Annotated in this window: 12 protein-coding genes, 2 tRNA genes and 4 pseudogenes; 15 read left to right on the forward strand and 3 right to left on the reverse strand. The window is 64.4% G+C overall.

From position 1 onward, the window contains the following. Positions 1 to 7: 7 nt before the first annotated feature. The 15 genes and pseudogenes from IPK20_09175 to IPK20_09245 all read left to right on the forward strand — a co-directional run bounded on the left by IPK20_09175 (position 8) and on the right by IPK20_09245 (position 11,913). Entirely contained in the window at positions 8 to 1,102 is a 1,095-nt protein-coding gene (locus IPK20_09175; GenBank protein ID MBK8016861.1) for a chemotaxis response regulator protein-glutamate methylesterase, read from the forward strand. Between the two features lie 44 nt (positions 1,103 to 1,146). Beyond that, complete coding sequence (locus tag IPK20_09180) at positions 1,147 to 1,452, forward strand: STAS domain-containing protein (protein ID MBK8016862.1); 306 nt, start codon at positions 1,147 to 1,149, stop codon at positions 1,450 to 1,452. Positions 1,453 to 1,538: 86 nt separating this feature from the next. Then, positions 1,539 to 1,615: transfer RNA gene (locus IPK20_09185), tRNA-Val, on the forward strand. A gap of 112 nt (positions 1,616 to 1,727) precedes the next feature. Then, positions 1,728 to 3,637, forward strand: a pseudogene (gene thrS, locus IPK20_09190) (threonine--tRNA ligase). 20 nt (positions 3,638 to 3,657) lie between these two features. Next, positions 3,658 to 4,176, forward strand: a complete 519-nt coding sequence (gene infC / locus IPK20_09195; GenBank protein ID MBK8016863.1) for a translation initiation factor IF-3 — start codon at positions 3,658 to 3,660, stop codon at positions 4,174 to 4,176. A gap of 128 nt (positions 4,177 to 4,304) precedes the next feature. Continuing rightward, the gene (gene rpmI / locus IPK20_09200; protein ID MBK8016864.1) at positions 4,305 to 4,502 is read left to right on the forward strand and encodes a 50S ribosomal protein L35; all 198 of its coding nucleotides are present in this window, start codon (positions 4,305 to 4,307) and stop codon (positions 4,500 to 4,502) included. Between the two features lie 10 nt (positions 4,503 to 4,512). Beyond that, positions 4,513 to 4,878, forward strand: a complete 366-nt coding sequence (gene rplT, locus IPK20_09205) for a 50S ribosomal protein L20 (GenBank protein ID MBK8016865.1) — start codon at positions 4,513 to 4,515, stop codon at positions 4,876 to 4,878. Between the two features lie 204 nt (positions 4,879 to 5,082). Beyond that, positions 5,083 to 6,081, forward strand: coding sequence for a phenylalanine--tRNA ligase subunit alpha (gene pheS / locus IPK20_09210; GenBank protein MBK8016866.1), 999 nt, complete (start codon positions 5,083 to 5,085; stop codon positions 6,079 to 6,081). Positions 6,082 to 6,089: 8 nt separating this feature from the next. After that, positions 6,090 to 8,507: pseudogene (locus tag IPK20_09215) on the forward strand (phenylalanine--tRNA ligase subunit beta). A gap of 8 nt (positions 8,508 to 8,515) precedes the next feature. Then, positions 8,516 to 8,818, forward strand: a complete 303-nt coding sequence (locus tag IPK20_09220) for an integration host factor subunit alpha (protein ID MBK8016867.1) — start codon at positions 8,516 to 8,518, stop codon at positions 8,816 to 8,818. Then, positions 8,802 to 9,179 carry a MerR family transcriptional regulator gene (locus IPK20_09225; GenBank protein ID MBK8016868.1) on the forward strand — a complete coding sequence of 126 codons (378 nt, stop codon included), beginning with the start codon at positions 8,802 to 8,804 and terminating at the stop codon, positions 9,177 to 9,179. The genes IPK20_09220 and IPK20_09225 overlap by 17 nt, the downstream gene beginning before the upstream one ends. Before the next feature lie 131 nt (positions 9,180 to 9,310). Then, a tRNA-Pro gene (locus IPK20_09230) sits at positions 9,311 to 9,387 on the forward strand. A gap of 107 nt (positions 9,388 to 9,494) precedes the next feature. Further along, on the forward strand, positions 9,495 to 10,238 hold the full coding sequence (surE, locus tag IPK20_09235) for a 5'/3'-nucleotidase SurE (GenBank protein MBK8016869.1): 744 nt from the start codon (positions 9,495 to 9,497) through the stop codon (positions 10,236 to 10,238). Positions 10,239 to 10,276: 38 nt separating this feature from the next. Next, positions 10,277 to 10,909 carry a protein-L-isoaspartate(D-aspartate) O-methyltransferase gene (locus tag IPK20_09240; protein ID MBK8016870.1) on the forward strand — a complete coding sequence of 211 codons (633 nt, stop codon included), beginning with the start codon at positions 10,277 to 10,279 and terminating at the stop codon, positions 10,907 to 10,909. A gap of 41 nt (positions 10,910 to 10,950) precedes the next feature. After that, complete coding sequence (locus IPK20_09245; protein ID MBK8016871.1) at positions 10,951 to 11,913, forward strand: peptidoglycan DD-metalloendopeptidase family protein; 963 nt, start codon at positions 10,951 to 10,953, stop codon at positions 11,911 to 11,913. 72 nt (positions 11,914 to 11,985) lie between these two features. On the opposite strand, the pseudogene IPK20_09250 reads toward IPK20_09245, so the two are convergent. The 3 genes and pseudogenes from IPK20_09250 to IPK20_09260 all read right to left on the reverse strand — a co-directional run bounded on the left by IPK20_09250 (position 11,986) and on the right by IPK20_09260 (position 16,490). Next, positions 11,986 to 12,683, reverse strand: a pseudogene (locus IPK20_09250) (PEP-CTERM sorting domain-containing protein). A 69-nt stretch (positions 12,684 to 12,752) separates the two neighbouring features. After that, a pseudogene (locus IPK20_09255) lies at positions 12,753 to 14,815 on the reverse strand (PhoX family phosphatase). A gap of 445 nt (positions 14,816 to 15,260) precedes the next feature. Further along, complete coding sequence (locus IPK20_09260; GenBank protein ID MBK8016872.1) at positions 15,261 to 16,490, reverse strand: transglutaminase domain-containing protein; 1,230 nt, start codon at positions 16,488 to 16,490, stop codon at positions 15,261 to 15,263. Positions 16,491 to 16,728: the final 238 nt, after the last annotated feature.

The raw sequence follows: 16,728 nt of genomic DNA on the forward strand, positions 1-16,728 counted from the left end.
GCTGGCCATGCATGCAGCACCGGCGGCAGACCGGAAGATCAGGGTCGTGGTGGTGGACGATTCGGCCCTGATCCGCTCGGTGCTCAAGAAGCTGCTCGAGACGGCGCCCGACATCGAAGTGGTCGGGGTGGCGTCCGACCCCATCGTGGCACGCGAAGTCATTCGCAGCACCGAGCCCGATGTGATCACGCTGGACGTCGAGATGCCGCGCATGGACGGGCTGGAATTCCTGTCGCGTCTCATGCGCCTCAAGCCGACGCCCGTGGTGATGGTGTCTTCGCTGACCGCGCGCGGCTCCGAAGTGACCTTGCGGGCGCTCGAGCTCGGCGCCGTCGACTTCGTGGCAAAGCCCAAGTTCGACATCCAGCACGGATTGCAGGAGACCGCGCGCGAGATCGTGGAGAAGGTGAGGGCGGCCTCCCACGCGCGGGTGCGCAAATCGGTGCCGGTGGAGTCCGGTCCCGCCAATTCCGCGGATGTCGTCCTGCCGGCCACGCTGTCACGCGTCGCGGCCACGGAGAAGGTCATCATCGTTGGCGCGAGCACGGGCGGAACCGAAGCCATCAAGGCGTTCCTGACCCGGATGCCGGCCGACTGCCCCGGGATTCTTATCGCCCAGCACATGCCCGAGGCTTTCACCAAGTCCTTCGCCCAGCGCCTGGATGGCCTGTGCCGGATCAAGGTTCACGAAGCCCAGGGTGGCGAGCGGGTACTCCCGGGCCACGCCTTCATTGCACCGGGACACTCGCATCTGCTGCTCGCGCGGAGCGGCGCCAACTATGTGACCGAACTGTCCCAGGCCCCTCCCGTCAACCGGCATCGGCCGTCGGTGGACGTACTGTTCCGGTCGGCCGCGAACGTCGCGGGGCGCAATGCCATGGGCGTGATCCTGACGGGCATGGGCAAGGATGGTGCGGCGGGCATGCTGGAAATGAAGCAGGGGGGAGCCTATACGTTTGCGCAGGACGAGGCCTCCTGCGTGGTCTTCGGGATGCCCCGCGAGGCGATCGCGCTGGGCGGAGTCGACGAAGTCGTCCCCCTCGACGACATTGCGTCCCGGGTGCTGCTGCGCCTGGGCGCGGAGCGCACGATCAGGGTTTAGCGGCCACCTTCGGGGGCCATTGCAGTCGTTTCAGGAGAGCAGTCATGCAGACGCAGGTTCAGAAATCAGGCGACAGGGCGACCATCCGGTTGAACGGACGGTTCGATTTCAACGCGCACCGCCATTTCCGCGAGGCCTACGAGTCCCATCTGTCGGCCAAGGAGGTGAAGGAGTTCGAGATCGACATGGCCCAGGTCGACTATGTGGACAGTTCCGCCCTGGGCATGCTCCTCATGCTCAAGGAAAAGGCGCATGCCAGCGCCAAGTCGGTGGTTCTCGCGAACTGCAAGGGCACGGTCAAGCAGGTGCTGGACATCGCCAATTTCGGCAAGCTCTTCACCATGCGGTAAGTTTGTCCGGAGTCCGGAATCCTGTCCCTGACGGCGGCGCAGGCCTTGGAAGTGCCGCCGGTTTCGGCTAGACTCCGCTCTCTTTTAGGCGCGTAGCTCAGCTGGTTAGAGCACCACCTTGACATGGTGGGGGTCGTTGGTTCGAGTCCAATCGCGCCTACCAAAGATCACAAATGCGGGAGTCGGGTGGCACGGACGGCCGGAAGCGGCCACGGGTTGCCGGCTCCCGTGTTCATGTCGGCCCCACTGCGCAACACTGACCTGACGCGGCACACATGCTTTCGATCCGATTGCCCGACGGCGCGACCAAGGAGTTTCCGGGGCCGGTGACGGTCGCCGACGTGGCGGCATCCATCGGACCGGGTCTCGCCAAGGCCGCGATCGCGGGCAAGGTGGACGGGCGACTGGTGGACCTCTCCTTCCTGGTGGTGAACGACAGCCAGGTCGCCATCGTGACGGGCAAGGATGCCGAAGGTCTGGAGATCATCCGTCACTCCACCGCGCATCTTCTGGCCTACGCGGTCAAGGAACTCTTCCCCGATGCCCAGGTGACCATCGGTCCGGTGATCGAGAACGGGTTCTACTACGACTTTTCGTACAAGCGGCCCTTCACGCCCGAGGATCTCGCGGTCATCGAGAACCGGATGGCGGAGCTGGCCGGGCGTGACCACGCCGTGAAGCGCGAGGTGTGGAAACGGGACGACGCGGTGGCCTTCTTCAAGTCCATCGGCGAGCACTACAAGGCGGAGATCATCGCCTCGATCCCGTCGAACGAGGACATCTCCCTCTACCGCGAGGGGGACTTCATCGACCTGTGCCGCGGCCCGCACGTGCCGTCGACGGGCAAGCTGAAGGTGTTCAAGCTGATGAAGGTTGCCGGCGCCTACTGGCGCGGCGACTCCAAGAACGAGATGCTCCAGCGGATTTACGGGACCGCGTGGGCATCCAAGGCCGACCAGGATGCCTATCTGCACATGCTGGAGGAAGCCGAAAAGCGGGATCACCGCAAGCTCGGCCGCCAGCTCGATCTCTTCCACGTGCAGGACGAAGCCCCCGGGATGGTCTTCTGGCATCCCCACGGCTGGACGCTCTGGCAGCAGGTGGAGCAATACATGCGGCGGATGCTGGCGGCCAACGGCTACCGGGAAGTCCGCACGCCCATGGTCATGGATCGCGCGCCCTCTGGGAACGCTCCGGGCATTGGGAAAACTACCGGGAACACATGTTCACGACGTCGTCGGAAAACCGCGACTACGCCGTGAAGCCGATGAACTGCCCGGGCCATGTGCAGATCTTCAATCAGGGGCTGCGCAGCTACCGCGATCTTCCCCTGCGGCTGGCCGAATTCGGTGCGTGCCATCGCAACGAGCCGTCCGGTGCCCTGCACGGAATCATGCGGGTCCGCGCCTTCACCCAGGACGATGCCCACATCTTCTGCCGTGAAGACCAGGTGCAGGACGAGGCGGCCAGCTTCATCGACCTGCTCCAGCGGATCTATGCGGACTTCGGCTTCCACGAGATCCTGATCAAGCTGTCCACCCGTCCGGAGAAGCGTATCGGCGCGGACGAGACCTGGGATCGCGCCGAGGCGGCGCTCAGTTCCGCACTGGATGCCAAGGGCCTCCAATGGGAACTCAATCCAGGGGAAGGCGCGTTCTACGGTCCCAAGATCGAGTTTTCCCTCAAGGATTCCATCGGCCGGGTCTGGCAATGCGGCACCCTGCAGCTCGATTTCGAGCTGCCCGGCCGTCTGGACGCGGAGTTCGTCGACGAGGACAACACCCGCAAGACGCCGGTCATGCTGCATCGGGCCATTCTCGGGTCACTGGAGCGTTTCATCGGCATCCTGATCGAGAACTACGCCGGGGCACTGCCCCTGTGGCTCTCGCCAGTGCAGGCCGTGGTGCTGAACATCTCGGAAGCCCAGCGGGGTTACGCCACCCAAGTGGGGGGGCGGCTGGGGGCCGCAGGCTTCCGCGTCGAAACCGACTTGAGGAATGAGACGATTAACCTTAAGATTCGGGAACATAGCTTGAGGAAGCTGCCCTACCAGATCGTCGTCGGCGAAAAAGAGGTCGCTGGGGGTCTGGTGGCAGTTCGTGCGCGGGGTGGTCAGAACCTGGGGACGATGACACTCGACGAGTTCGAGGCGCGTCTCAGATCGGAACTGCCTGCCGGCGCTTAACTTACCAGGAGGTAACACCCATCCTTCAAGATCGCGAGTTGCGGATCAACGGCGAGATCAATGCGTCGGAGGTCCGGTTGGTCGGTGCAGACGGTGAGCCCATCGGAGTCGTGAGCCTGTCGGTCGCGACGCAGATGGCCGAGGAAGCAGAACTCGATCTCGTGGAGATCGCACCGACAGCGAAGCCGCCGGTTTGCCGCATCATGGATTTCGGCAAGTTCAAGTACAGCGAATCCAAGAAGCGGCACGAAGCCAAACTCAAGCAGAAGCAGATCCAGGTCAAGGAGATCAAGTTTCGCCCCGGCACGGACGAGGGCGATTACCAGATCAAGTTGCGGAACCTGATCCGCTTTCTCGGCGAGGGCGACAAGACCAAGGTCACTCTGCGGTTCCGTGGACGGGAAATGGCGCACCAGGAATTCGGGATCAAGCTGCTGGAGCGCGTGAAGCAGGATCTCGAGGCGCACGGGGTGGTCGAGCAGTTTCCGAAGCTCGAAGGCCGGCAGATGATCATGGTGCTGGCGCCCAAGAAGAAGTGATGCGGAAGTGAGGTTTTCCGGGCTGTCCTTCACGGCGAAGGAGGGCCCGAAAGAAGCGCCTGACCGGCAGTCTAAGCGTCCGCGGCATGCGGGCCGCCTATCAAGCGCAGCAAACCAAGGAGTACACGATGCCGAAGATGAAGACCAAGCGCAGCGCGTCCAAGCGCTTTCGCGCACAGGGCAGTGGCGGGATCAAGCGGGGCAAGGCCTTCCTGCGCCACATCCTCACCAAGAAGTCCACGAAGCGCAAGCGTCATCTGCGCGGTTCGACTCAGGTGCACGAGTCGAACGAGAAGTCCGTCCGTGCCATGATGCCTTACGCGTGAGGAGAGCGAGATGCCGCGAGTAAAGCGTGGAGTAACCGCACGGGCCCGTCACAAGAAGGTGCTGGCCCAGGCCAAGGGATACCGTGGCCGTCGCAGCAACGTCTACAAGATCGCCAAGCAGGCTGTCATGCGCGCCGGGCAGTATGCCTATCGCGACCGCCGCAATCGCAAGCGTGTTTTCCGCCGCCTGTGGATCGCACGGATCAATGCGGCAGCGCGCTCGCTCGATCTTGGCCTCACGTACAGCACGTTCATGAACGGTCTCAAGAAGGCGGCCATCGAAGTGGATCGCAAGGTCCTCTCCGACCTGGCGATCTTCGACAAGGACGCATTCGCGCAGCTGGCGAGCCAGGCCAAGGCGAGCCTCGGCCGGTAAGGATTCCGGCCCGCGAAGAAAAAGGAGGCCTTCGTGGCCTCCGTTTTTTGACACTACGAATCCCCTCGACGCATGGCATCGAGCGGTTCTGCCCGGATCGGGTGCCGGCGCGTGCGCTTTCCGGCCGGGGCGACACCGGCCCGGCGTGGCACTCGCGTGCACCGTGACGAACGCCATCACTTTTTCTGACAGGCCCTGGAGAACATGGACGAACTCGACAGCGTGGTCGCCGAAGCCGAACAGGCCTTTGCGGCAGTCGAGGATGCAGCGCTGCTGGAGCAGGTCAAGGCGCGCTTCCTGGGCAAGTCCGGTGTGCTGACGGAAGCCTCCAAGGGGTTGGGAAAGCTCGAACCGTCCCAGCGCAAGGAGGCGGGGCAGCGCATCAATGCCGCCAAGGATCGCGTCGAAAGCCTTCTGTCCCTCCGGCGCGATGCGCTCGCCCAGGCCGCGCTGGATGCCCGCCTCAAGGAAGAAGCGGTGGACGTCACCCTGCCCGGCCGCAAGCGGGGCGGGGGCAGCATCCATCCGATCATGCGCACGTGGCAGCGGGTGGAGGAGATCTTCGCCTCCATCGGGTTCGACGTCGCGGACGGTCCGGAGATCGAGACCGACTGGTACAACTTCACGGCGCTCAATCAGCCCGAGAATCATCCGGCGCGATCGATGCACGACACCTTCTACGTGGAAGGCGGACTGCTCCTGCGGACCCACACGAGCCCGATGCAGGTGCGCTACGCCCGCATGCATCAGCCTCCCATCAAGGTGATCGCACCCGGGCGCACCTACCGCGTCGATTCCGATGCGACGCACTCGCCCATGTTCCACCAGGTCGAGGGGCTGTGGATCGGCGAGAACATCAGCTTCGCGGACCTGAAGGGCGTGTATACGGACTTCCTCAGGCGCTTTTTCGAGACCGACCAGCTCAAGGTGCGCTTCCGGCCTTCGTTCTTTCCGTTCACCGAGCCATCGGCCGAGATCGACATGGCGTTCGGGTCGGGGCCGCTCGAAGGCCGCTGGCTCGAGATTTCCGGATCCGGTCAGGTGCACCCGAACGTGATCCGCAACTTCGGCCTGGATCCCGAGCGCTACATCGGTTTTGCCTTCGGTTCCGGCCTGGAACGTCTGACCATGCTGCGCTACGGCGTGAACGATCTGCGTCTGTTCTTCGAGGGAGATCTGCGCTTCCTCCGGCAGTTCGCGTGAGGTAACCCATGCAATTCTCGGAAAGCTGGCTTCGTAGTCTCGCGAATCCGCCGCTCGGAACGGATGATCTGACGCATCTGCTCACCATGTCCGGCCTCGAAGTGGAGGAGTGCGAGCCCGTCGCGAAGCCCTTCGAGGGGATCGTCGTCGGCCAGGTCGTCGAGGCGCAGAAGCATCCCAATGCCGATCGGCTCAAGGTCTGCAAGGTCGACGCGGGAACCGGCACGCTTCTCACCATCGTGTGTGGCGCGCCGAACGTCACCGCGGGCATGAAGGCGCCGCTGGCGATGATCGGGCGCATCTTCCGGCGGAGGACGGCGCGGACTCCATGGTGATCCGGCGGGCGAGCATGCGCGGGGTCGAGAAGCGAAGGGATGCTGTGTTCGGCCCGCGAACTGGGGTTGTCGGAGGACCACAGCGGGCTGCTGGTGCTTCCGGACAGTGCGCAGATCGGCCGCCCGGTGCGCGAGGTCCTGGATCTGGACGATCACCGCATCACCATCAAGCTCACCCCCAATCGCGCGGACTGCCTGTCGGTGCTGGGAATCGCGCGTGAAGTCGCTGCGCTCACCGGGACGCCTCTTGCGCCGCCGGTCATTGCGCCCGTGCCGGCTGTGAGCGATGCCCGCCATCCGGTGAAGATCAGCGATGCCGCCGGTTGCGGCCGCTTCACCGGCCGTGTGATCCGCAACGTGAATGCGGTCGCGCCCACGCCGGATTGGATGCGCACGCGTCTGGAGCGGGCCGGCCAGCGCTCGATCTCCGCACTGGTGGACGTCACCAACTACGTGATGCTGGAACTCGGCCGACCGCTGCACGTGTACGACGTGGACAAGCTGCAGGGGCCGATCGACGTGCGCTTCGGGCGCAGCGGCGAAACGCTGGAACTGCTGAACGGACAGACCGTCACGCTGGAGCCGGACGTTCTCGCGATCACCGACGATCGCGGACCGATCGGATTGGCCGGCATCATGGGCGGGGAGACGACCAAGGCCGATCTCGACACGAAGCATTGCCTTCTCGAGGCGGCTTTCTTCTTTCCCGAGGCCATCGCGGGCCGTGCGCGCCGTTACAACTTCGGCAGCGACGCCTCCCACCGCTTCGAGCGCGGCGTGGATTTCGACAATAACGTCGACGGCATCGAACGCGCCACGCAACTCATTCTGGACATCTGCGGAGGCGAAGCCGGACCGGTGACCGACGTCATCGCGGCGCTCCCTTCCCGGACGCCGGTCGCCATGCGCACTGCCCGGGCGCGCAAGGTCATCGGCGTGCCGATCACCGACGAGGAGATGGGGGACATTTTTCGCCGTCTCGGTCTGGCCCACGAGTATCGCCCGCTGGGCGAACGCGACGGCACCTATGTGGTCACCCCGCCGTCGTTCCGCTTCGACATCAACATCGAAGAGGATCTCATCGAGGAAATCGCGCGCGTCTACGGGTTCGAGCGGATCCCCACCGAACCTCCCGTCGTTCCAGCCGCCATGCGGGGAAAGCCCGAGGCGCGCCGCCCCGTTCACGGAATCCGCGGCGCGCTGGCGGATCTGGGGTACCACGAAGTCGTGAACTTCAGTTTCGTGGACGCGCAATGGGAGGCGGATTTCAGCGGTTGCACCGATCCCATCAAGGTGCTGAATCCGATCGCCTCGCAGATGTCGGTGATGCGCACGAGCCTGATCGCGGGCCTTGCCGACAACATCCGCTACAACCTCAACCGCAAGCAGTCGCGGGTTCGCGTGTTCGAAATCGGGCGCGTGTTCCTGCGGGACGCCGGGGTGAGCGACGGCCCCCTCGAGGTCGCAGGCATCCGGCAGCCCCTGCGTGTGGCCGGCGCAGCCTTCGGATCCGAGTCGGAGGAACAGTGGGGCGAGCCCCGCCGGACCGTGGACTTCTTCGACGTCAAGGGAGACGTCGAGGAACTGCTGTCGCCGCGGATCGCCTCCTTTTCGCCTCTTCGGCATCCGGCGCTGCATCCGGGGCGCGCGGCGAACGTGATCGTGGAAGGAGCCATTGCCGGGTGGATCGGCGAACTTCACCCGCGCCTGCAGCAGAAGTACGAATTTCCGTCACCCGTCATGCTGTTCGAACTCGACGGGGAACTGCTCACGCGACGCCTCATCCCGGTCTTCCGGGAAGTGTCGAAGCTGCCCTCGGTACAACGCGATCTCGCGGTCGTGGTGGATGCAGGAATACCGGCAGGCGACTTGCTTGAAGCCCTGCGGAAGGGTCTCCCGGAAATCGTGGAGAGCGTCGAGGTTTTTGACGTATATCGCGGAAAAGGCGTGGAAAATGGGAAGCGCAGTCTTGCGTTCCGAGTCCTTATGCAAGATACTCGTCGGACCCTCACGGACGCTGAAGCAGACGACGTGATGGCACGCGCGATTACGTTGCTCGAACGCTCGTTCGGTGCACAGTTGAGGAAATAAGGCACACCATGACTCTGACCAAGGCGGAGCTCGCGGACCTGCTGTTCGAGAAGGTCGGCCTCAACAAGCGTGAAGCGAAGGACATGGTGGAGATGTTCTTCGAGGAAGTCCGGGTGGCGCTGGAAAACGGGGAGGGCGTCAAGCTCTCCGGCTTCGGCAACTTCCAGCTTCGCGACAAGCCGCAGCGTCCCGGACGCAATCCCAAGACGGGTGAAGAGATCCCCATCACGGCCCGCCGCGTCGTGACGTTTCACGCGAGCCAGAAGCTGAAGGCCATGGTGGAAAAGAACTACCATGGACAGTCCGAATAACGGCGAGATCGTCCTGCCGCCGATCCCGGCGAAGCGCTACTTCACCATCGGCGAAGTAAGCGAATTGTGCGGGGTGAAGCCGCACGTGCTTCGTTACTGGGAGCAGGAATTCACCCAGTTGAAGCCGGTCAAGCGCCGGGGCAATCGCCGTTACTACCAGCATCACGAAGTCCTCCTGATCCGCCGCATTCGCGAACTGCTCTACGAGGAAGGCTTCACGATCAGCGGTGCCAGGCATCGCCTCGCGCAAAGCGAGGAAGACGAGAGCGCGAAGGCCGAGCCGGTCACCGAGAAGCGGGAAGACGTGCTGTCGACGCTGCGCGACGAGATCCGTGGTGTCATCGAACTGCTGACGGTGTGACGAACGACTGCTGCCGTCGGTTCGCTCGCATTCACTGCCTCCGCACCCATTGCTGCCGCATTCTCCTGGCTGTCCGCTTCTCGTCAATTGCGTTTCTGGGAGGGCGCGCCCTCCGATATACTCGCGGTCTTCGGGGCGTAGCGCAGCCTGGTAGCGTACCTGCATGGGGTGCAGGTGGTCGGAGGTTCAAATCCTCTCGCCCCGACCAGTTCTTCGGTGATCCGTGCGCAAGCGCATCGGCGTCACCGTGCCGGGTGCCTCGTCGTGCGATTCGGGCGCGAATGACCGGTGAAATCGCCATCGTTCCGGCCCGCCATGCGGATTCTCCTCAGTAACGACGACGGATACTTCGCTCCCGGCCTTCAGGCCCTGGCGGAAGCGCTCGCACCTCTTGGCACCCTTACCGTGGTCGCGCCGGAGCGGGACAGGTCCGGCGCTAGCAACTCCCTTACGCTCGATCGACCGCTCGCGGTCCGCAAGTCCCATCTCGGCTATTTCTACGTCAACGGCACGCCCACCGACTGTGTGCATCTGGCCGTGACCGGCCTGCTCGACGAGCTGCCCGACATCGTGGTCTACGGCATCAATCACGGGACCAACATGGGGGCCGACACCATCTACTCCGGCACGGTGGCCGCGGCCACGGAGGGATTCCTCCTCGGGGTCCCGGCGATCGCCATGTCGCTCGCGAGCCGTCACGGGGGACACTATGCGACGGCGGGCCGGGTTGCCGCGGAACTCGTGAAGCGGGTGATCGACCAGCGGCCTTCGGCGCCGTTCCTTCTGAATGTGAACGTCCTTGACGTGCTCCACGAGTCCCTCAAGGGACTGCGCGTCACGCGGCTGGGCAAGCGTCACAAGGCCGAGTCGGTCATCAAGTCGCAGAACCCGCGCGGCGATACCGTGTACTGGATCGGAGCCGCGGGTGGCGCGGCCGATGCAGGGCCAGGTACGGATTTCCACGCGGTAGGCGAAGGGTACGTTTCGGTCACGCCGCTGCAGATCGATCTCACCCATTTCGGGCAGATCGACGCAGTCCGGGATTGGATAGGCGGCTGAGGCTGACATCCGTGGATTCCCGGCATCTGGGCATCGGCATGACATCGCAGCGCACGCGGCTGCGCATGGTCGAGCGACTGCGGGAACAGGGCATTCGCGACGAGATCGTCCTCACGGCGATGGCCGAGGTGCCGCGTCACATCTTCGTCGACGAGGCGCTGCAGAGCCGGGCCTACGAGGATCTCTCGCTCCCCATCGGATTCGGACAGACGATCTCCGCGCCTCTCACCGTTGCGCGCATGGTGGAACTCGCGCGGGCCGGGCGCCATCTCAATCGGGTGCTGGAAGTGGGCACCGGTTGCGGCTATCAGGCAGCGGTGCTGTCGCGGATCGCCCGGGAAGTGTATTCGGTCGAGCGCATCGCGGCCCTGCTCGGCAAGGCCCGCCGCAACCTGCGCGAACTCCGTTTTGCCAACATCAAGCTCAAGCACGCGGATGGTCAACTGGGCCTGGAGCAGATGGGACCCTTCGATGCGATCGTGATGGCAGCGGCGGCCACCGTCATTCCGGAGGCCCTGACGGCCCAACTGGAAGTCGGGGGCAAGCTCGTCCTGCCCATCGGTACCAAGGAGCAGCGTCTGGTCGTGGTGGAGCGCACCGAGCGATCCCTGGTCGAGACAGTGCTGGAGGTCGTCAATTTCGTGCCCTTGCTGCCGGGTACCCGCGTCTGACGATGGCCCGCGTCCGGGTCTTTGCCCTGTGCTTGTTCGTGATGTTCGCAGGCGGTTGTGCGTGGAACGAACAGCCCATTCACTCGCCGGGCGGCACACCCTCGGCGTCCAGGCCCTCCGGGAAGCCGATGGCGGCATCCCGGGTGTCCAGGCGAAAGGGCGACGAACGGCCCGAATACTACGTCGTGCAACGGGGCGACACCCTGTTCGGTATCGCACTGGATTTCGGATTCGACTACCGCGACATCGCGAACTGGAACGATCTGCAGGACCCGTCTCGCATTCTCGTGGGCCAGCGCCTGCGCCTGCAGCCTCCTGCGCCGAAGGCGGTGCTTCCTCCCGCCGGAACCGAGATCAAGCCCGTCGCGATCCGCAGCACCATCGAATCGGAGCCTTTGCCACCGGCACCTGCCGCCAGTGATGCCCATGCCACCAAGACGGTCGATGGCAAGGTTCCTGTCTTTTCCGCGCCGAAGGCTCTCGCGTTGCCCTATTCCGAGCAGGCCCTGGCACAACTCAAGGGCACGCAGGCCACGTCCGCCCCGGCCACCGCTGCCGAGCCCCCACGCAAGTCGACGCCCCCGCCTTCGGAGCCAGACGCCAAGGCTTCGGTGGACAAGGAACCGGTCGACGACGAAGCGGTGGAATGGGTGTGGCCGGTGCGGGGCGAACTGCTGTATCGCTTCGGCGATGCCGGCCGGTTGAAAGGCATCGGCATCGGCGGCAAAGCGGGGCAGCCGGTGGCGGCGGCGGCGAACGGCAAGGTCGTCTACAGCGGCAGCGGGCTTCGCGGTTACGGCAATCTGGTCATCGTGAAGCACAACGAGACCTATCTGTCGGTGTACGCCCACAACCAGAGCGTGATGGTGAAGGAAGGCGACATGGTGAAGCGCAATCAGAAGATCGCCGAGATGGGCGACACCGGTGCCGCGAGGGTGGGCCTGCACTTCGAGGTGCGCCGTTTCGGCAAGCCGGTGGATCCGCTGGGAACGTTGCCGCAATAGGCAGCACCCGGTCCAGACGTTGTCCCTGAGACCGGGCAATGGCGGCATGATCCGATGCCGCAAGGTAGTCCGCTAGCGTCTGACTGCATTCGGAACACGACCGGCAGGAAACGGCCGCCCAGGCGGCCGTTTTCGTCGCGAGAGAAACCGCGCCAGGACGCGACGGCGGCGTGCTACGAGGCCCAGCAAGCCCAGACCGCCCAGCATCATGGCATACGTCTCGGGCTCGGGAACGGCAACCATCAGGTTGTCCACCACCACGGAATTGCCCTTGAATGAGATCGAGCGGATATCGGCAGCGTCGCGCGTGATGCCCAGGAACACGCCTTCGTTGTAGCCGAATTCGTCGGTATTCACGCTGAATGTGTGCGACTCGATGATCTGGTTGTTGTCACCGTAGGCGGAAACCACCACGGCGAAAGGAACAGATCGCCGAGTTCCACATGGTTGACCAACGCGCCCGCACTGGCCGCAAGTTGGTCGAAAGTGAATCGGAGTTCGCCCACGGCATCGGTGGCAGCGAAGTGATTGGACCCCAGATGCCGTTGGTACCGAGATCGGCGATGAAGGCACCGAGCATCGAACCCATGTCGCCGGTGAAGGTGATGCCGGAAGAGATGATTTCCGGGCCCAGGGTGGCGTACCCGTCATAGGCTTCGAAGTCCACCATCACGTTGGGCACGCCGATGTCGGCCATATCGTGAGTCAGCGCGGCGTGGGCAGGCGGCGATGGCCAGGGTGGAGGCCAGAATCAGATTCTTGATGTTCATGATCAATCCTGTCAAATGGGGAATGGCGACGAGGCCGCCGCCACCCCGTTGCACGAAATCCTGGTCGGATCAGGAACCGACCACGCCACCGTCCTGCTTGGTGATCACCACCACGCCTGAGCGGGGCTTGTAGACCTGAGTGCGCTCGCTGTGGGTGGTGAGTCCGTTGGCTCCGCTGTCGGGCCACGTGGATCTCTCGGTGAAATTGACAGACCAGTCCTCGCCGGGGTGCTGAATCCCGACGAACAGGGTTCTGCCATCCGGAGTGCCGACGACGCCGGTGACTTCGCAGTTCTTCGGGCTGGTCAGGAAGCGCTTCGTCGCACCGGTGGACGGATCCGCGCACATCATCACGTTGCCGCCGATGTTGGCCCAGTCGCCCGCTGCGTCACCGGCCCGGTCGGTCTGGATCCACAGCCGACCGTCCTTGTCGAACCAGAGGCCGTCCGGTGCGCCGTAGTCGTCACCGTTGATGTTGCCCTGATGGTGGGGTCCGATCCTGACTGTCCCCCACTGGACGAACAGGTCCCATTGGAAGGTGGTGGCGGCAACATCCAGGCCATGGCCCACGCCATCTCGCCAGCGAATGATGTGGCCATAGCGATTGTCGATGCGCGGATTCGCCGCGTCGGGCAGGTCGCGCAAGGCCGGCACTGGTGCTGCCGTCGGGGTTGTTGAAACCGGGTCGGTCGCGTGCGGGTGGCACGTCGCCGGTTGTTGTTGGTCATGGTCATGTACACCTCGCCCGTGACCGGATGTGCCGCGCCCCACTCGGGGCGGTCCATCATGGTGGCGCCCAGGCGGTCGGCAGCTTGGCGGCAGCGAATCAGTACGTCGGCCTGGTCCTTGAAACCATTGGCCACGGTCAGACCGTTCTGACCCCACACCAGAGGCATCCAGACGCCCGTGCCGTCTGCGTTGAACTTGGCCACAAACAGGGTGCCCTGGTCCAGCATGTCGCGGTTGGCCGCCCGGTTCTTGCGATTGAGCTTGTTGGCGCAGACGAACTTGTAGACATACTCGTTGCGTTCGTCGTCACCCATGTAGAAGGCGACCCGGTCATTCCTGTCCACCACGACCTGGGCGCTCTCGTGCTTGGTTCGACCCATCGCGGTACGCTTCACCGGAACGCTGTTGGGGTTCCACGGATCGATTTCCACCACCCACCCGAAGCGGTGCGGCTCGTTGGGGTGCAAGTCAGCTCGGAAGCGTTGGTCGGCTTCGTGCCAGCGGTAACCAAAGCCGCCCTTCACCACGCCGTAGCGGGATTGTCCCTTGTGATGATGAACTTGCGGTCCAGGTTTCGTAGCCCCTCGACGTCACCGGTTTCGTTGGAGAAGTAGCCGTTCCAGTTTTCTCGCACGTGAGATAGGTGTCCCAGGGTGTAACCGTGGCACAGTTGTTCATTGCCCAGGACCAGAGTCCCCGTGGGTCAGCCGCCGTCTTCATCATCGAGTGTCCGGCGGCTGGTCCACTGATCTTGCAGGGAGTATTGCCCGTGATGCGGCGGTTGAATGCGGAGGACGTTGCACCTTCCAGTCACCGCCGATCTTGCGCACCTCGACGACATTCACGCCATGGGCGGCCGTTGCGCGCGCACCATCTCCAGCGTAGGGGTTTCGGCGGCATAGTCGGCGGCAGGCTTGATGTTGTTCACCAATGCGGGATCGACATACTCGCTGTTGGTCACCAGCAGGCCACGGGGCTGGACAGCCCGGAGGTCCCCGCCAGGGAATGGGAAGAAGCATCCCGTCGGTGTGGGCGCCAGCAATGCAACTGCGTCGCTCGCCAGCGCCCGCGGGGCCCAGTGGGAGCGCGGTCAGTCCCCCAGGCCACCAGCACTTTGCGCTTAGCCCGATGGGACTGTACGGCATCGGTCGGCTGGACTTCGCGGAGACTGGCGAGAAGCCGATGGCGCCGGAGGGGCGGGAGCGGCTTCGGCGTGGCTCGTCAGGCTATCAGGAAACGCCGCCGAGCAAGGCCGCGGCAGAAACGCCGGTGGAGCCTTTGAGGAAATCGCGGCGGGACAGGTTCCGCTCCTCGATCAGGTCCAGAATGCTCGGATTTCCGGAATCGTTCGTGACGGTGTCGTGCGGATTCAGTTTGCCATCAGGGTGCAGATTGCTGCTCACAGGTGACTCCTTTTCGCATGGTCTCGGGGTTATGTGCCATATCGTCATACGACTTGTCGTGTCGTCTTACGATGGGGCCGAGCGACAGTACAAGCGTCGGATTTCAGGTCTGTGAAAGCGGCCTGGTTCCTGGCAGGAGCGACAGGGTCGGGGTAGGCGGACTGCGGTACTGCAAGTGATGTCGCGATCGACACGCTGCAAGGCGCGCCCACCTCTGGCAACCCGGACCCGCGGGGAGGTCCGTGCACCGGAGGCGGGTCTCGCCGGTCCCGCACATGGGCTTCAGTCCGGCAAAGCTCAGCGCACAGGGAGTCTCATTCTGGGGAGTGTCCGGCGGACTTCGCCTGAGGTGCATCACTGCGCCGTTGTTCGGTGTGCCGGCCGCGCATTGCCACCTGACCACCTCGGGCCTCGTCCCGGGCTGAGTGCTGCTGTTGCGACTTTCCTAGACGTCGAACTCCTTGACGGCCCGCTTGAGTTCCGCCAGTTCGCTGCCGCTCGTTTCGCTGGCGTATCGCACACGGATGTAGAGGGACTGGATAGCACCGAGCGCGGCCGCCTGGGCCGGGGTGAGCGAGGCGGCGATGCGAGCGACGTAGTCGCGCGGGCCCTCGTGCGGCTCGCGTCCCAGGCCTCGTCTGGAAAGCTTTCTGGATACGGTGTTCCAAGCGGACAGAGCCTGGTCGCGCACCTTGGGGCGGTGCCGGCGCAGAGCGATGAGCGTGAGCAAGGTGATGACGATCGCAGTCGCGATGATGAGCATGAAGGCCACGCCTCGCCACGAGACCTGCCGCCCGGTGAGTTCCGACAGCATGGCCAGCTGACGTTCCTGGGTGTAACCCAGCACCCACTGGTTCCATCCGTTCGTCAGCGTGTCCACGGCGAACCGCATGCGCTTCAACCACTCGTTGTCCGCTCTCGCGAGCAGCGGCAGGGGATCGCTGGCGGGGACCGCGGCGGCCATGCCTGCTTCGATCCGTTGCGGCGACACGGCGGCCGTCGGGTCGACGCGAACCCAGCCCGATCCGTCGAGCCACACTTCCGCCCAGGCGTGGGCGTCGGACTGGCGCACGATCATGTAACCGCCCACGGGGTTGAACACGCCCCCCTGATAGCCCGTCACGACCCGCGCAGGAACGCCGGCGGCGCGCATCAGCACGACGAAGCTGGAGGCGAAATGCTCGCAGAATCCGCGCCGGTCCCGAACAGGAATTCGTCCACGCTGTGCGTGCCCAGCTCCGGCGGAACCAAGGTGTAGAAGAAGGGTTGCTCGCGGAACAGGGTCAGCGCCTGCCGGATGATCTCGTTCGGGTCGGAAGACTGTGCCCGCCAGGATTCGGCGAGCTTTACGGCCTGCGGATTGAAGCTCGGAGGCAGCCGCAACGCGCGCGCGAGAATGCCCTGCGATTCGTTGAGGCTCATCCGGTAGTTCAGGTAGGAACTCATCGGGTAACGCACGCGCGTGCGGATGGGCCGCAGCGAGAGCAACTCGAAATCCGACGAGATGAGGCCATACTCGGGCCGGTCCGACGGGATGTCGATGCCGAACATCCAGCGCATGTTGTGCGGCTCGAGCGTGACGTGATAGCGAAGCGGTTCTCCCGTGACACGTGCCTCGCGCCGGAAACTCATGCTGCCTTCGCCCACGCGCCACGTACGGCCGTCGAAGTCCCACATGACAGGACCGCGCCAGTAGAGCCGGGACGACTGCGGCGGGGGCGATTCGAACTCCACGCGGAAGGCCACGGCGTCCGAGAGACTGAGACTCGACAGGCTGCCGGGCGACATGGAGTCGGACAACCCCGACATGCCGCCGGTGGACGAGTGCGGCAGCGCCCAGAGCGGCCCTTGTATGCGCGGGAACAGCAGGAACAGCACCAGCATCACCGGCACCGCCTGGGCGAGCAGCAGTG

This window comes from Betaproteobacteria bacterium, assembly GCA_016713305.1.
Taxonomy (GTDB): domain Bacteria; phylum Pseudomonadota; class Gammaproteobacteria; order Burkholderiales.

What these genes read in the sequence shown, in the direction of transcription:
- IPK20_09175 (MBK8016861.1), top strand. Translation starts at nt 8, where the DNA reads ATGCATGCAGCACCGGCGGCAGACCGGAAGATCAGGGTCGTGGTGGTG.
- IPK20_09180 (MBK8016862.1), top strand. Translation starts at nt 1,147, where the DNA reads ATGCAGACGCAGGTTCAGAAATCAGGCGACAGGGCGACCATCCGGTTG.
- rpmI (MBK8016864.1), top strand. Translation starts at nt 4,305, where the DNA reads ATGCCGAAGATGAAGACCAAGCGCAGCGCGTCCAAGCGCTTTCGCGCA.
- rplT (MBK8016865.1), top strand. Translation starts at nt 4,513, where the DNA reads ATGCCGCGAGTAAAGCGTGGAGTAACCGCACGGGCCCGTCACAAGAAG.
- pheS (MBK8016866.1), top strand. Translation starts at nt 5,083, where the DNA reads ATGGACGAACTCGACAGCGTGGTCGCCGAAGCCGAACAGGCCTTTGCG.
- IPK20_09220 (MBK8016867.1), top strand. Translation starts at nt 8,516, where the DNA reads ATGACTCTGACCAAGGCGGAGCTCGCGGACCTGCTGTTCGAGAAGGTC.
- IPK20_09225 (MBK8016868.1), top strand. Translation starts at nt 8,802, where the DNA reads ATGGACAGTCCGAATAACGGCGAGATCGTCCTGCCGCCGATCCCGGCG.
- surE (MBK8016869.1), top strand. Translation starts at nt 9,495, where the DNA reads ATGCGGATTCTCCTCAGTAACGACGACGGATACTTCGCTCCCGGCCTT.
- IPK20_09240 (MBK8016870.1), top strand. Translation starts at nt 10,277, where the DNA reads ATGACATCGCAGCGCACGCGGCTGCGCATGGTCGAGCGACTGCGGGAA.
- IPK20_09245 (MBK8016871.1), top strand. Translation starts at nt 10,951, where the DNA reads ATGTTCGCAGGCGGTTGTGCGTGGAACGAACAGCCCATTCACTCGCCG.